This is a genomic window from Kitasatospora sp. CM 4170, assembly GCF_032110285.1.
Taxonomy (GTDB): Bacteria; Actinomycetota; Actinomycetes; order Streptomycetales; family Streptomycetaceae; genus Kitasatospora; species Kitasatospora aburaviensis.
The window spans coordinates 599,292-614,342 of record NZ_CP134877.1; the positions used below are offsets into that span (position 1 = coordinate 599,292).

General features: G+C 71.7%; 10 protein-coding genes and 1 pseudogene. 6 read left to right on the forward strand and 5 right to left on the reverse strand.

Going from position 1 to position 15,051, the window contains the following annotated elements; all coding sequences use genetic code 11:
• Positions 1-652 precede the first annotated feature (652 nt).
• The 3 genes from RMN57_RS02680 (at position 653) to RMN57_RS02690 (ending at position 5,628) form a co-directional block, all read left to right on the forward strand.
• Positions 653-2,533, forward strand: coding sequence for a transglycosylase domain-containing protein (locus tag RMN57_RS02680; RefSeq protein ID WP_313761719.1), 1,881 nt, complete (start codon positions 653-655; stop codon positions 2,531-2,533).
• 290 nt (positions 2,534-2,823) lie between these two features.
• The gene (locus RMN57_RS02685) at positions 2,824-4,500 is read left to right on the forward strand and encodes a M48 family metallopeptidase (RefSeq protein WP_313761720.1); all 1,677 of its coding nucleotides are present in this window, start codon (positions 2,824-2,826) and stop codon (positions 4,498-4,500) included.
• 33 nt (positions 4,501-4,533) lie between these two features.
• On the forward strand, positions 4,534-5,628 hold the full coding sequence (locus RMN57_RS02690; RefSeq protein ID WP_313761721.1) for a hypothetical protein: 1,095 nt from the start codon (positions 4,534-4,536) through the stop codon (positions 5,626-5,628).
• Between the two features lie 150 nt (positions 5,629-5,778).
• Here RMN57_RS02690 and RMN57_RS02695 read toward each other — a convergent pair whose 3' ends face one another.
• Both RMN57_RS02695 and RMN57_RS02700 read right to left on the reverse strand, forming a co-directional pair.
• On the reverse strand, positions 5,779-6,864 hold the full coding sequence (locus RMN57_RS02695; RefSeq protein WP_313761722.1) for a Fic family protein: 1,086 nt from the start codon (positions 6,862-6,864) through the stop codon (positions 5,779-5,781).
• Positions 6,864-7,637, reverse strand: coding sequence for a DUF6426 family protein (locus tag RMN57_RS02700; protein ID WP_313761723.1), 774 nt, complete (start codon positions 7,635-7,637; stop codon positions 6,864-6,866). The genes RMN57_RS02695 and RMN57_RS02700 overlap by 1 nt, the downstream gene beginning before the upstream one ends.
• Positions 7,638-8,311: 674 nt before the next feature.
• Here RMN57_RS02700 and RMN57_RS02705 point away from each other — a divergent pair.
• Both RMN57_RS02705 and RMN57_RS02710 read left to right on the forward strand, forming a co-directional pair.
• On the forward strand, positions 8,312-9,136 hold the full coding sequence (locus RMN57_RS02705) for an FAD binding domain-containing protein (protein ID WP_313761724.1): 825 nt from the start codon (positions 8,312-8,314) through the stop codon (positions 9,134-9,136).
• The gene (locus RMN57_RS02710) at positions 9,133-11,976 is read left to right on the forward strand and encodes a molybdopterin cofactor-binding domain-containing protein (protein WP_313761725.1); all 2,844 of its coding nucleotides are present in this window, start codon (positions 9,133-9,135) and stop codon (positions 11,974-11,976) included. The genes RMN57_RS02705 and RMN57_RS02710 overlap by 4 nt, the downstream gene beginning before the upstream one ends.
• Positions 11,977-12,464: 488 nt before the next feature.
• On the opposite strand, the gene RMN57_RS02715 is transcribed toward RMN57_RS02710, so the two are convergent.
• A complete protein-coding gene (locus RMN57_RS02715) occupies positions 12,465-13,076 on the reverse strand; it encodes a TetR/AcrR family transcriptional regulator (protein WP_313767695.1) in 612 nt (203 codons plus the stop codon).
• A gap of 202 nt (positions 13,077-13,278) precedes the next feature.
• Here RMN57_RS02715 and RMN57_RS02720 point away from each other — a divergent pair, with 202 nt between their 5' ends.
• Complete coding sequence (locus RMN57_RS02720) at positions 13,279-14,229, forward strand: alpha/beta hydrolase (RefSeq protein ID WP_313761726.1); 951 nt, start codon at positions 13,279-13,281, stop codon at positions 14,227-14,229.
• A 20-nt stretch (positions 14,230-14,249) separates the two neighbouring features.
• On the opposite strand, the pseudogene RMN57_RS02725 reads toward RMN57_RS02720, so the two are convergent.
• Together RMN57_RS02725 and RMN57_RS36985 are read right to left on the reverse strand one after the other, a co-directional pair.
• Positions 14,250-14,581, reverse strand: a pseudogene (locus tag RMN57_RS02725) (IS982 family transposase); the annotation flags it as partial.
• 171 nt (positions 14,582-14,752) lie between these two features.
• Complete coding sequence (locus tag RMN57_RS36985; protein ID WP_380234434.1) at positions 14,753-15,043, reverse strand: hypothetical protein; 291 nt, start codon at positions 15,041-15,043, stop codon at positions 14,753-14,755.
• Positions 15,044-15,051 lie beyond the last annotated feature (8 nt).

Genomic DNA, 15,051 nt, shown 5'->3' on the forward strand with positions numbered 1-15,051 from the left:
CGGGTGTCAGGGCCACACGACGGGAGGGGCGTCGGACGCGGAGCCGCGGATGCACAGGTGCGGAGCAGGGGCGACATGCACCCGCCGGGCGGCGGGCGGAGCACCCGCCGGAAATGGTCGATTCGAGCACACTCCATCAATGAGGGTTCTTCGACAGCCAATACTCAGGACACTTTCGGTGATTGAGTACGTATACGCTCAACCCCTTCAGGGCAAGCCTTCTGAACCTGTTACAGGGTCGCTACATTGGCGGGCGGCAATTCGTTCGCTGCCCGGAATTCGGGGTCTAGCATTCGAACATGGCCTCACATATCCCGCCGACAGCGCATTCCACCGATGACACCGCCGACGCGGCCGGCGCAGCCCTCCCCCCGGCTCGCACGTCGCCGCTTCGACTGGCACGCCACGGTGCGACCTTCCTGGGCGTCAGCGTGGTATCCGGCGCACTGCTGGCAGGCATCGCCCTGCCCGCGGCCGGTGCACTCGGGCTGGCCGCCATGGACACGGCGGAGGGCTTCGAGAACATCCCCGACGACTTCAAGACCCCGCCGCTCACCCAGGCGACCCAGATCTTCGACGCGAAGGGCGGGCTGATCGCAAGGTCTACGAGCGCGACCGCACCGTTCTCGCCGCCGACCAGATGTCGCCCTACATGCGCAAGGCGCAGGTGGACATCGAGGACGCCCGCTTCTACGAGCACGGCGCCGTCGACCTCAAGGGCATCCTGCGCGCCCTCGGCAAGAACGCGGAGAGCGGCACCACCTCGCAGGGCGCCTCGACGCTGACCCAGCAGTACGTGAAGAACGTCAACGTCGAGAAGGCCGGCGACGACGCGGACGCCGTGCGCGAGGCCCAGCGCAAGACCCTGGGCCGCAAGGTCCAGGAGCTGAAGATCGCGATCAAACTGGAGGAGGAACTGAGCAAGGAGCAGATCCTCACCAACTACCTGAACATCACCTTCTACGGCAACGGCGCCTACGGCGTGGAGGCCGCCTCCCAGCGGTACTTCAGCAAGTCCAACAAGGACCTGACCATCGCCGAGGCCGCCACCGTCGCCGGTCTGGTGCAGAACCCCACGGCGTACGACCCGAAGCTGCACCCGCAGGCGGCGCAGATCCGCCGCAACGTGGTGATCGACAAGATGCTCGAAGCCGGGCACATCACCGCGGACCAGGCCAAGGAGGCGAAGGAGGCACCGCTGGGCCTGAGGTACCAGGCGCCGCAGAACGGCTGCATCACCGCCAACGCCGGCACGGGCTTCTTCTGCGACTACGTCCGCGAGGTGGTCAAGCACGACCCGGTCTTCGGCAAGACCGCCGCCGAGCGGAAGGCGTTCTGGGTCCAGGGCGGCCTGAACATCTACACCACCCTGGATCCGGACAAGCAGGCCGCCGCACAGAACGCGGTCAGCGGCAACGTGCGGGTCACCGACCCGGTCTCGGCCGCGGCGACCATGATGGAGCCGGGCACCGGCAAGATCCTGGCGATGGCCCAGACCCGCCCGTACGGCGTGGAGACGGCCAAGAAGCAGACCATGGTCAACCTCAACGTCGACAAGGCGATGGGCGGTGGCAACGGCTTCCAGCCCGGTTCGACCTTCAAGCCCGTCGTCGCGGCTGCGGCGCTGGAGGCGGGCCTGCCGGCGACCCAGGAGTACTCGTCGCCGAACCGGCTCGAATACCCGACGATGAAGACCTGCGGCGGGACCTGGAAGAACGAGGCCCGGCCCAAGACGGTGGTGCCCAACGAATCCGCGAACGAGAAGGGCCCGTACCAGCTCAAGAAGGCGATGGCCCTCTCGGTCAACACCTACTTCGTGCAGATGGAGCAGGAGATCGGCCTCTGCTCCGTCAAGCAGATGGCCAACAAGCTCGGCATCACCGCCAAGGCCAGTGGCAAGCCGCTGGAGGAGGTCCCCGCGATGGCCCTCGGCGTCGAGGAGTTGAGCCCCCTGACCATGGCGAACGTCTACGCGACCTTCGCCGCGCGCGGCAAGTACTGCACCCCGATCGCCATCAACAGGATCACCACGGTGGACGGCAAGGACGTCCCCGTCCCGGCCGGCCACTGCCAGCAGGCGTTCTCCGACTCCACGGCGCAGGCGATGAACACCATCCTGAACGGCGTGACCGCCGAGAACGGCACCGGCGCCGCGCTCAACCTGGAGGGCAACCGGCAGATCGCCGGCAAGACCGGCACCTCGGACCACAAGAAGGCGGCCTGGTTCAGCGGCTACACGCCGCAGCTCGCCACCGCCGTCTGGCTCGGCGGCCCCGACGGCGGCGTCGAGATGCGCGACATCACCATCAACGGGAAGCACCACGACGAGGTGTTCGGCGCCGACGGCCCCGGGCCGATCTGGCGGGACGCCATGAACCAGGCCCTGCGCGGCGCGCCCAAGCAGCCCCTGCCGATGGCCTACATCCCCGACCCGGCCCCGCCGAAGCCCGAGCCGGGCAACCCCGGCGAGACCGCCACCACCCCGCCGGCCACCACCCCGCCGGCCACGACCCCGCCCGGCCCGCAGCGCTGACACCTGACATCGGGGCGGGCAGCGGGGCGCCGCCGCGCGGCCGGAGCCGGCTCCCGCCGCGCCGGGCCGGCTCCGGCGGTCGGCGGCGCCCGGCCCGGCGGGGGCCCGGGTCGGCGGGGGCCCGGGTCGGCGGGGGCCCGGGTCGAAAGCCGCAGGTCACGGACGGGAAACAGGTGGGGGAACGTCACCCCCGGCAGCTACCATGCTCACCTGCCGAACACACGTTCAGCAGCACCTCCGTTCCCCGGCGTCACCTCCCCCAGTGGCGCTCCCCCGATGAAGGAACCCGCATGGGCGCGTCCCAGCCTGCCGTCGGCAGGCCCTCCTCCGGCATGAGCACATCCGTCAGGGCCCTGACGGCCGTCGCCATGCTCGCCGGCTTCTACCTGCTCGCCCTCGGCATCGTCGCCGCACTGATCGCCGTCGACGTCAGCCTCTACCTGGCCTCGGGCGAACTGCGCCCGGCGCTGGTGAAGATCTGGGCCGTCAGCGCCGTCATCGCCTACCCCGTCGTCCGGGTCGTCTTCCTCACCCGCCACCGCGAGGACGACGGCGAGCTGCCCGGACTGCCGGTCACCCGCGAGGAGCAGCCGGCGCTGTGGGCCGTCGTCGACCGCATCTCCGAGCGCACCGGCGTCCGCGGCCCGGCCGAGATCCGGCTGATCCCCGAGGTCAACGCCGGCGTGCGGGAGGAGACCCGGCTCCTCGGCCTGCTGCCCGGCAAGCGGCACCTGGTGATCGGCGTCCCCCTGCTGATCGGCCTCACCGAAGCCGAGCTGGAGTCCGTGCTGGCCCACGAGTTCGGGCACTACAGCAACCAGGACGTCCGCCTGGCCGGCGTCACCCTGGCCGGTCGCACCGCCCTCCTGCGCACCGTCGGCGGCCTGCACCAGCGGGCCGACGCGCACAAGGCCAAGGAGGCCGCCAAGCTCCAGGCCAAGGCCGACAAGCGGCTCGCCAAGGGCCGCAAGCCCTCCTCCGAGGAGGCCACCGGCGGTGTCGACCGGGTGCTCGCCAAGATCTTCACCCAGTACGGCAAGCTCTACTTCCGCGTCTCCGAGGCGGTCGGACGCCGTCAGGAGTACGCCGCCGACCTGGTCGCCGCCCGGCTGGCCGGACGCGACGCCACCGCCTCCGCGCTGCGCCGCATCCCCGTGCTCGACGCCGCGCAGGACTTCTACCTCGGCAACTACGCGACCCTCGGCTGGGAGGCCGGCCTCCTGCCGCCGGCCGGGCAGCTGTACGGCGGCTTCGCCCACCTGCTCGCGGACCCCGAGCGCCGCAAGGAACTCGACGCCCTGGCCCTCGAACTGCCCGAGACCGAGCCCGACCCGTACGACTCGCACCCGCCGATCGACCGCCGGGTCGCCGCCGTCGAGGCGCTGCCCGACGACGGCCGGGGCGCCGGGAGCACCGCCCCCGCCCTCGGTCTGCTGCGCGACGCCGAGCAGGTCCTCGCCGCGCTGGAGGTCGTCAGCCTCGTCCCCGAGGCGGCCCGCAAGGAGCGCGTCGACTGGCCGGAGCTGGTGCACCGCTCACTGCTCGCCGACTGCCGCGAGTCCACCCGCCCGCTGGGCGAGGCCCTGACCGCCCTCGGCCTGCCGCCCACCATCGGCGGCGCGCTGGACGCGATCGACTCCGGCCGCACCCGGGAGCTCGTCGAGCGGCTGCCGCTCAGCGACGAGGCCCGCGCCGCGACCGGCCGGGCCGCCCGCGAACTGGCCCGACCGGTCCTGCGCGGCGCCCTCTCCCGGCTCGCCGTACTCGCCCTCGTCGACGCCGGCCTGACCCGCTGGGAGCTCTCCTGGTCCGGGCCGGCCCACCTGCGGCTGCCCGACGGCCTGGGCGACCGGCTCACGGCCTCCCTCGACGCGGCCTGCTCCGACACCCCGGACACCGCCGCCGTCCGCGCCCTGCTCGCCGAGGCCGGACTCCCCGCCACCACGGCCACCGTCACCACCCCCTGACCCGGCCCCCTCCGAGATCCACAAGGTTTCACCATGTCAGCCCCCGTCATCGTCATCCTCGTCGGCGCCGTCGTCGTCGGCGCACTCAAGCTGCTCACCTGGGCCCTCAACCGCTACACGGCCGGGAAGCAGGCCGAACTCGACTCCTGGCACGAGCGCGTCGTCACCGAGCACGGCATGCTGCCCGAGGAGCAGCAGAAGACCGACCGGGCCTGTGCCTCCCCCGAGCTCGACGCCCTGCGCACCGCCGCCACCGGCGGCGACTGGCGCGCCTGCGCGGACCAGCTCGCCGCGGCCGGCCGCGACCGGGACCGGCGCTACCGCATCGTCGGGGAACTCGCCGACGTCGCCGCCGAGGAGGACGACTGGCTCCGGGCCTGGCGGGCCGAACGGCCGGGCGACCCGGACGCCGCGCTCGTCCACGCCGAAGCGCTGGTGAAGCTGGCCTGGCGCCTGCGCGGCGCCGCGTACGCCGAACACACCAGCGACGAGCAGGCCGGCGGCTTCCACCGCATGCTCACCGAGGCCCGCACCGCCGCCCGCGAGGCGCAGGAGCTCGCTCCGGAAGACCCGCTGCCGTGGACCACCGAGCTCTGGATCGCCCTCGGCCTCAACTACCCGCCGGCGGAGTTCGACAAGGTCTGGGCCGGGCTCACCGCCCGCGACCCGCACCTCTACCCGGCGCACTACGCCGCCGTGCAGTACAAGTCCGCCAAGTGGCACGGCTCCGAGGAGGAGGCCAACGCCTTCGCCGACCGCGCCGCCACCGACGCCCCGGAGGGCACCCTGCTCGCCGGCATGCGGCTGGTCGCGCTCTTCGAGCACGAGCCCGACGACGACGAGAGCGCCTACTGGTCCGCCCCGTACGCGCGGTCGGCCGTGGACGCGGCCCGCCGCGCCGTCGACGCGGCCCCGGCGGACCACCCCCGGGCCGCGGAGATCCGCCACCTGCTCGCCTGGTGCTACACCATGACCGACCGGCCGGCCGAGGCGCTCGCCCAGTTCAAGCTGGTCGACGGCTACGTCGGCGCGCTGCCCTGGCGCTACACGGACGACCCGGCGGCGGTCTACTGCCGCATCCGGGCCATCGCCGCCCGCTTCGCCGCCAAGGAGCAGCAGGCCGCCTGAGCCGCACCCACTGCTCCACCGCTCTACCGCACGGCCGCTCCCGCCCCCGGGAGCGGCCGTTTCGCGTCGGGGCGCAAGCCCCCTTCAACGTGGGCAGGCACACCGGCGGTGTCTCCGCCCTCGATTCGTTCCGCCGTGCCGGAGCGACGCTCAGCCCGTGAGGCACGGGTCGGGCCGGTAGGGGGTGTCGAGCAGCTCGATGAGCTGCGGGTGGATCAGCGCTCCCGGGAGGCGGGGGTGGTCGGTGAGGACGCCCGCTGCGCGCAGGCGGTTCAGCGCCGGCTGCGGCTCGTGCGGGATGCGGTCGCGCAGCCAGGCGGCCGAGAGCGCCGGGGCGGCGCGGAGTTGGGTGAGGACGGCCACGGCGGCGGGGTCGTCGGCGGCCTGTGCGAGGGCGGCGTCGAGTAGTCGGCCGTAGGCCGTGACGGTGCCGGTGCGGTGCCGGGCGGTGTCGGTCACCGCGCGGGCGAACATGACTCCCCAGGCCATGAGGTCGCCGTCGGCGGCGGCGACCAGGGCCGGGTCGTGCTCGGTGTGGTGCGCTTCGGTCCAGCCGTCCAGATCGAGCAGCAGGCCGGGCAGCAGGCCCGCCGCCACCAGGTCGCACTGGCCGAGCAGGCGGGCGATGCGGCCGTTGGCGTCCGGGAACGGATGGATCGTCAGCAGCCCCGCCGTGGCCAGCGCGGCGGCGTCCAGCGGGGGCGCGGTGGTGCGGGTACCCCAGTGGTGCCAGTACTCGATCCGCTCCCGCAGCTGCGCACCGGCCGCGGTCGCAATCGCGAAGACCCGGCCGTCGGGCCAGGTGACGGTGGAGGCCGCGCGGCGGAACCCGCCCGGGGCGGTGATGTTGGGGTCCCCCGCGATCAGCAGCCGGTGCAGCTCGGCGAGTGCCTCCGGGGTGAAACAGGGCCGTCGGCCGGGGTGTTCGAGCAGCTCGGCGCGGACCGAGTGGACGGCGAGGAGACCGGTCGTGGTGCGGTTCTCGGCAGCGGTGGCGAGTTGCTCGGCCAGCTGCGCCGGGTCGATTCCGGCGATGCGCTTCAGGTGGAGTTTGGGTCGCCATCGGGGGCGGTGGAAGAGGTCGGGGTCGTCCAGGTGCGTGCGGGCGGCGGTCGCCAGTTCGGCGAGCGCGTCGAGTGCCTGGCGGCGGTCGACGGGTGGGATGGCCACGGCGTCGAGCGGCGGTGCGACGGGAAGCACCCGTCGCACCGCCGTCGTGACGGGACGGTCGGGCATCAATTGCAGGTGGTGAACAACACGGTGCCGGTCGGCCCGGTGACGTTCACATAGTCGGTGGTGTACATGCCGAGCCAGTTCGCCGTCGTGATCGCGTAGGTCACGGTCTGGTACTCCACGTTCAGCGCCCAGGTCTGCCCCGGGTTGATCGTGACCTCATAGTTGTAGGAGCGGGTGATCGAAGAGTTGAGTTCGGCGTTGAGGGTGCCGCTGAGCACCTCCGACGCCTTGGCCGAGAGGTTCGCGCTGGCCTTGAAGGACACCTGGTAGTTGACGCCCTGGGTGATCTTGGTCGGCACCTCGCCCGGGTTCTTGAGGCAGTTCTGCCGCTCGTTCCACTTCTGGCCCTGGCTGTGGACGACGGCACCCGCCGACACGCCGCCACCGCCACCTCCGCCGCGCTGGATGCCGTCGCCCCAGAACTCGGTCTCCCGCCTCGGGTCGTCGGGGTAAAACTGGATCCCCTCGCGGCGCCCCACGATGGTGACCGAGCCCGCGAGGTAGTCACCGATCTCTCCCTCGCTGACGTTGGGGAGCCCGTAGGTGCCGCCACCACCGCCACCACCGCCGCCGCCACCCCAGTCACCGCCACCGCCACCGCCACCCCAGTCGCCGCCACCGCCATCGCCCGGGCCCGGGTCGTCGGGGGTGCAGTCGGAGTAGGAATCGCCCCAGCAACCGGCGGCCGCCTCCTGCGGAGCGACCAGTGCGGGCACGGCGGTGAGCACGGTGGCGCCGAGAGCAGCGGCGACCACGAATTTCTTGAGTTCCATTGCCTTCTTCCCCAGGGAGAACTGTCCGATGGCGGCGGGGATCGCGGTCGACGCAGTGCGGGTCATGAACGCGGACCCGAATCCGGAGGCGTCCCGCCTCCCAAGCCGCCCACCGCCGAGCCCACCAGGCTGTTCGGCGGCGCGGCGCAACACTGGCAGAGCCGGCACGTCCTGGCCAGAAGGGATTTCAGCCACCACACCAGCCCCTCCAGTCACATTGCGCAACAGGCGTCACAGACTGTGCGGAGGTCATCCGCGGGCGGCCACCTCGGGCCGACCGCCCGCCAGCAGGTGGGGCACTGACGAAGCTTCTGTGGAGGGGTTGTGAAGATCCGGGCGGATCGGTCGATTCGTGCGACCGGATCGAGGGGACGAGGCCGGTCGCTGCCGGTGACCGATCACGGTCACCCGGTGCACACGGTGCCGGGCGACAGAATGGCTTGATCGTTCTCCATTCCGCGCAACACCCGGCACAAACCGTCCTCACACCTTGATCGGAACGTCGCTCCTCGCATACGCAATGGCACTACTCGTAATACCGTCGCATCTGCGAGGTTGAGCGCCTGGTGAATTCACCAACCACCGTGCTCACACCTGGTAGGCGGAACCACTCGTTCCCGCCCGCCCACATTGCTTCAATCGCCCTACTGAACGGGCGAGGACGGTGGTGGCAGGTGGACCTGAACACGGTGGTGGAGATGCGCGACGCACGGCGCCGCGACAGCTGGCGGCCCGGCGACGCCTGGCTGGGCGGCGGGACGTACCTGTTCTCCGAGCCCCAGCCGCACATCCGCCGGCTGCTCGACCTGAGCCGGATGGGCTGGGAGCCGGTCCGGGTGACCGCCGCGGGCGACCTGGAGATCGCCGCGACCTGCACCATCGCCCAGCTCTCCCGCCTCGCCGAGGCCGTCGACCGGCCGGCGGCACCGCTGTTCGAGCAGTGCTGCCGGGCGTTCCTGGCCTCCTGGAAGATCTGGAACATGGCCACCGTCGGCGGCAATCTCTGCAACGGGCTCCCCGCCGGGCCGATGATCTCGCTGACCGCGGCCCTGGACGGGACGTGCACCCTGCTGTCCCAGGCCGGGGAGGTGCGCGAGGTCCCGGTGAAGGACTTCGTCGTCGGCGCCGGCGTCAAGGACCTGCAGCCCGGCGAGCTGCTGCGCTCGATCACCCTGCCCGTCCGGGCGCTGGCGAGCCGGACGGCCTTCCGGCAGGCCTCGCTCTACGGGCTCGGCCGCTCCGGCGCCCTGCTGATCGGGGCACGCGACCCCATCGACGGCGAACTGGCTCTCACCGTCACCGCCTCCACCGTGCGGCCGATCCAGCTGCGCTTCGCCGTCCCGCCGAACGCCGAGGCGGTGCGCGAGGCCCTCGACCACGCGATCGGGCCCGCGGAGTACTTCGACGACATCCACGGACTCCCCGCCTGGCGGCGCCACATGACGTACCGCTTCGCCGAGGAGATCCGCCGCGAACTGATCGAGGAGACCGGACGATGAGCTTCTCCATCCGGGTCAACGGCGAGGACCACGACAGCGCGCCCCGAGCGGGGCAGTGCCTGCGCACCTACCTGCGCGAGCAGGGCTGGTTCGGCGTCAAGAAGGGCTGCGACGCGGGCGACTGCGGCGCCTGCACCGTCCAGGTCGACGGCGACCCGGTGCACAGCTGCCTCTACCCGGCACTGCGCGCCGAGGGCCGCTCGGTCACCACCGTGGAGGGGCTGGCCGAGGACGGCGAGCTGCACCCGATGCAGCAGCGGTTCCTGGACGCCCAGGGCTTCCAGTGCGGCTTCTGCACGGCCGGCTTCCTGATGACCACCTCCGCCGAGGCCTTCGACGAGGAGAAGCGCGCCGACCTGCCCCGGGCCCTGAAGGGCAACCTGTGCCGCTGCACCGGCTACCGCGCGATCGAGGACGCCGTCCGCGGGGTCAGGCACACCGAGCGGCCGTGCGCCGGACAGGCGGTCGGCCGCAGCCTCGGCGCGCCCGCCGGGCCGCAGGTCGTCACCGGCACCGCCCGCTACACCTTCGACGTCGACGTCGAGGGGCTGCTGCACATGAAGCTGCTGCGCTCCCCGCACCCGCACGCCCGGATCGTCTCGATCGACACCTCGGCCGCGCTGCGGGTGCCCGGTGTGGTCGCGGTGTTCACCCACCACGACGCGCCGGACAGGCTCTACTCCTCGGCCCGGCACGAGCACCCCACCGAGGGCCCGGACGACACCCGGGTGCTGGACGACGTGGTCCGGTTCGTGGGCCAGCGGGTCGCCGCGGTGGTCGCCGAGAGCGAGGGCGCGGCGGAGGAGGGCTGCCGCCGGATCGCCGTCGCGCACGAGGAGCTGCCGTACGTCCTGGACCCGGAGGAGGCGATGGCGCCGGGCGCCCCGGTGATCCACCCCAAGGGGCCCGAGTCGCGGATCGCCCGCCCGGAGAACAACGTCTGCGGCGAGGCCCACGGCGAGCTGGGCGACGTCGACCAGGGCTGGCGCGAGGCGGACGTGGTCTACGAGGAGACGTTCCGGACCCAGCGGGTGCAGCACGCCAGCCTGGAGACGCACGGCTGCGTCGCCTACTTCGAGCCGAGTGAACCGGGTGAGCCGGGCGAGCCGGGCGAGCAGCGCGACGGGAGTAGAGGGACTGCAGGGAGCGAGGGCGCGGCCGGGGAGCGGATCGTCGTCCGCTCCTCCACCCAGGTGCCGTTCCTCACCCGGCGGGCGCTGTGCGACCTGTACGGCCTGCCGATGGAGAAGGTCCGGGTGGTCGCGGGCCGGGTCGGCGGCGGCTTCGGCGGCAAGCAGGAGATGCTCACCGAGGACATCGTGGTCCTCGCGGCGATGCGGCTGCACCGGCCGGTGAAGCTGGAGTTCACCCGCGCCGAGCAGTTCTACGGCGCCACCACCCGGCACCCGTTCACGATCACCGTGAAGCTCGGCGCCAAGCGCGACGGCACGCTGACGGCCCTGCAGTTCCGCGTCGTCGCCAACACCGGTGCGTACGGCAACCACGGCCCGGCGGTGATGTTCCACAGCATCGGCGAGTCGATGGGCGTCTACCGCGCCCCGCACAAGAAGGTCGACGCGTACTCCGTCTACACCAACGCCGTCCCGGCGGGCGCGTTCCGCGGCTACGGCCTCGGCCAGGTCACCTTCGCGGTGGAGTCGGCGATGGACGAGCTCGCCCGGCGCCTGGGCATCGACCCGCTCGTGCTGCGCGAACGGAACATCATCGGCCCCGGCGAGCACATGGAGGGCCCGCTCGGCGAGGAGGAGGACCTGCACATCGCCAGCTACGGCCTCGACCAGTGCCTCGGCGTCGTCCGGAACGCGCTCGCGGACGACACCAGCGCCGAACTCGCCCCCGAGGGCTGGCTGGTGGGCCAGGGGTTCGCGATGGCGGCCATCGCCTGCGGCCCGCCCGGCGGCCACATCGCCGACGCCACGGTGAAGCTGCTGGAGGACGGCACGTACGACATCGCCGTCGGCACCGCGGAGTTCGGCAACGGCACCACCACCGTCCACAAGCAGATCACCGCGGGCGCCCTCGGCACCACCGTCGACCGGATCGGCATCCGGCAGTCCGACACCGACGTCGTGCGCCACGACACCGGCGCCTTCGGCTCCGCCGGCACGGTCGTCGCGGGCAAGGCCGTGATGAAGGCGGCCAACGCGCTCGCCGAGCAGATCCTCACCTTCACCGCCGAGTACGCCCGCACCCCGCGCAGCCTGCTGCGGCTCACCGCCGACGCGGTGGAGTGCGACGGCCGGGTGGTCACGCTCAAGGAGATCCACGAGGCCGCGCGCGGCCGGGGCGTCGAGCTCAGAGCCGACGGCCACTTCGGCGGCTCGCCGCGGTCGGTGGCCTTCAACTCCCAGTGGTTCCGGATCGCCGTCGACCCGGGCACCGGGGAGATCCGGATCCTGCGCAGCGTCCACGGCGCCGACGCGGGCAAGGTCATGAACCCGCTCCAGTGCCGCGGCCAGGTCGAGGGCGGCGTCGCCCAGGCCCTCGGCGCCACCCTGTTCGAACGGGTGCTGCTCGACGAGCGGGGCGAGGTCACCACGGCCGCCTTCCGCCGCTACCGGCTGCCCGCCTACGCCGATGTGCCGCGCACCGAGGTCCACTTCTCGGAGACCTCGGACGCCATCGGCCCGCTCGGCGCCAAGTCGATGTCCGAGAGCCCCTTCAACCCGGTGCCGCCCGCCTTCGCCAACGCGCTGCGCGACGCCACCGGCATCCGCTTCACCGAGGCACCGTTCCTGCGGGACCACGTCTGGCAGGCGCTGGAGGAACGGCGGCGCGCGGGCCGAGGCGTAGGCCGGGGCGTGAGCCTGGACGAGTAAGTCCGATGTCTTGCCCGGGAAAGCGGCGAGGGCCTCGTTGATCCGTTTGTGACGACAGGCCTTGAGACCCTCTTGACGGCACTCTACGTGAAGATCGACGACGAGATCGGCGGGACGCGTTGGATGGGCCGGCCACCTCGGCTCGGCGACTCCGAACTCGTCTGCCTGGCGGTGGCCCAGGCCTTGCTGGGCCACCGCTCGGAAGCCCGCTGGCCGCGCTTCTCCCGCGTCCATCACAGGTCGCTCTGCGTCTCAGGGCCGAAGGGATCACCCATCGGGATCTTGAAGTCTCGTGGCAGCCTACCGATCGACCGGACTGGTGAATCGGAGTCATCACCAGGGTCGGCCCACTCCTCGATACGGATCACTGATCCGCCCACGGCGGCCAAGGAGCGAACCCGGCGAACCCATACGGTCACAGCACCGGTGGAGCTGCGTCAGGAGACGAGGTCGACCTCGCCCGGGACGGCGTCGACCGTGGAGTCGAGTCAGCCGCGGGTGAGGTCCTCGGGCGCTGCCCGGGTGAGGGTGTCGGCCACTGTCGCGCAGGCGAGTCGGGCCACGGAGCGCAGTTCGGTGTCGGGGGTGCCGGCGCGGCTGAGTACGGCCAGCGACTGGTTGACGGCGACGACGAATACGGCGAGCTCGTCGAGCGTCCGGGTGTCGGCCGAGGAGTCCGCCAGAGCCGTCCGCACCCGTTGGCGCTGTACGTCGAGCAGGCCGCGCACCTGTGCGCTGTTCTCGTCCTTCAGTGTCGACGACTGTGCGGCGGACTGGGCGATGAGGCACCCCGAGGGGACCGACGGGTCGGCGATGCGGTCCAGGACGACGCCGAAGAACGCCTCGACCGCGCGCACCGGATCACCGGGGTGCGCAGCGAGGGCCTGCTCGTGCTGCGCGCCGTAGATCGACGCGTAGCGGTCGAGGCACTGGCCGAACAGGGCGTCCTTGTTGCCGAAGGCGCCGTAGAGCGAGCCGCGGCCCAGGCCGGTGGCCGAACCGAGGGCATCGAGTGAGGTGTCGGCGTACCCGCGCTGCCAGAACACCTGCATGGCCTGGTCCAGTGCCGCGCTGATATCGAACTGCTTCCGGCCGGACACGGTGTGCACCTCTCCTGCTTCTCTGCTGTCCCACGTCTTCGCGACGAGCCTATCCGCATCTTGGACCGATCGGTCAGTTCATCTTTGACCGGTCGGTCCAAGATGGCTAGCGTGTTGACCCCGGCCGTCAGCCGCCAGCCGGACCAGGGCGGTTCCCGCCGTCTCGGGGGAACCGTCAACCCTGCGCCTCCGAAGGATGATCATGAGTCTGCCGCCGACCCACCCACCCACGCCCGAAGGCCGCGGTTCCGTCTCCCAAGCGCCGAACCTCCCGGCCGGCTTCGCCGACACGTTCACCAGCCGTTACGTCGACACCGGCGAACTGCGCCTGCACGCCGTCACCGGCGGCGAAGGGCCTGCTCTGCTGCTGGTCGCCGGCTGGCCCCAGACGTGGTACGCCTGGCGCCTCCTGATGCCGGCGCTCGCACTGAACTTCCAGGTCGTCGCAGTCGACCCGCGCGGCGTCGGACTGTCCGACAAGCCCCCGGGCGGGTATGACACCGGCACGCTCGCCCGCGACCTGGTGGCGCTGATGGACGCGCTCGGGCACCGGCGGTTCGCCCTGGTCGGCCACGACGTCGGGATGTGGACCGGTTACGCCCTGGCTGCGGACCACCCTGACCGGCTCGACCGCCTGGCCGTCGCCGAGGCCGCGATCCCCGGGCTGTCCGCCTCACCGCCACTCCTCGGCAGCCGGGAGGCCAACGACCGCCTCTGGCACTTCGCCTTCAACCGCCTCGCCGACGTCAACGAACAGTTGGTCAGCGGACGCGAACACGTCTACTTCGGCAGCCAGTTCGCCTCGAAGTCCGCGAAGGCACTGCCCGACTACGCCGTCCAGCACTACGTCGACACCCTCGCCGCCGACCCGGAAGCCCTGCGGGCCAGCTTCGAGTTCTACCGCGCACTCGACACCACCGTCGCTCAGAACCAGGAGCGCAGGACCCGACGGCTGACCCTGCCCGTCCTGGCGATCGGAGGGGCGGAGAACCTGGGCGCCTCCGTCAGCGAGACGATGAAGCTCGCCGCCGACGACGTGCAGGGCCTCGTCCTCCCCGACTGCGGCCACTACCCGGCCGAGGAGGCCCCGAAGGCGATGCTGGCCGCCCTGACCGCGTTCCTGGCCCCGTACCGGGACGGAGCGGGCGCCTAGGACGAGTAAGTCCGATGTGATCAGTGGTCGTAGGCGATCAGAGACCGGGTGTCTGGTGCACCGATGCGGTTGTTGTGCCAGATGCCGGTTGCCAGGGCGAGGATTCGCCGGGCGACCCGGATCGCGACGCCTTCGATGGTCCGTCCGCCGTGTTGTTCCAGGTCGAGCTGGCCTTTGAGGGTGTCGTTGACCGACTCGATCAGCTGGCGGACCTTCTTGAGCCGCGGCTCGCCGCTTCTGTGGCCCTGCAGATCAGGTACAGGCGCAGGCCCCAGAAGAACCAGGAGTGCGAGGCGCAGTATCCGTAGCCGGCCCAACCGGCCGGGTCGGAACGGCGCACGGTGGGACGGGACGGCGGGCTTCCGAGCGGTGGCCCAGCAAGGCCTGGGCCACCGCCAGGCAGACGAGTTCGGAGTCGCCGAGCCGAGGTGGCCGGCCCATCCAACGCGTCCCGCCGATCTCGTCGTCGAACTTCACGTAGAGTGCCGTCAAGAGGGTCTCAAGGCCTGTCGTCACAAACGGATCAACGAACGCCACAGGGCACAGGCGTGGAGTCCGTGATCCACACGGTGTCGGTCCAGAAGTCGCTGTCCCGGGCGAGTTCGCGGATCGCGCGCTTGACCAGAAGCAGCGCCGCCCGCAGGCGTTTGTCATAGCCGGATTTCTGCGGCAGGTACGGGAACAGGCCAGCGAGATGGACGCGGGAGAAGCGCAGCCAGAGCACGAGGTTGGTCCCCTCGATCCGACGGAAGCGGCTGTCGGAGGCGAACTCGCCGAAGAGGTAGACCTCCGTGCGGACAGGAGAAGCGTGCACCGCGCACG

Coding starts and splice junctions, on each gene's coding strand:
- RMN57_RS02710 (WP_313761725.1), top strand. CDS start 9,133: ATGAGCTTCTCCATCCGGGTCAACGGCGAGGACCACGACAGCGCGCCC.
- RMN57_RS02695 (WP_313761722.1), bottom strand. CDS start 6,864: ATGCCCGACCGTCCCGTCACGACGGCGGTGCGACGGGTGCTTCCCGTC.
- RMN57_RS02680 (WP_313761719.1), top strand. CDS start 653: ATGCGCAAGGCGCAGGTGGACATCGAGGACGCCCGCTTCTACGAGCAC.
- RMN57_RS02690 (WP_313761721.1), top strand. CDS start 4,534: ATGTCAGCCCCCGTCATCGTCATCCTCGTCGGCGCCGTCGTCGTCGGC.
- RMN57_RS02685 (WP_313761720.1), top strand. CDS start 2,824: ATGGGCGCGTCCCAGCCTGCCGTCGGCAGGCCCTCCTCCGGCATGAGC.
- RMN57_RS02720 (WP_313761726.1), top strand. CDS start 13,279: ATGAGTCTGCCGCCGACCCACCCACCCACGCCCGAAGGCCGCGGTTCC.
- RMN57_RS02700 (WP_313761723.1), bottom strand. CDS start 7,637: ATGGAACTCAAGAAATTCGTGGTCGCCGCTGCTCTCGGCGCCACCGTG.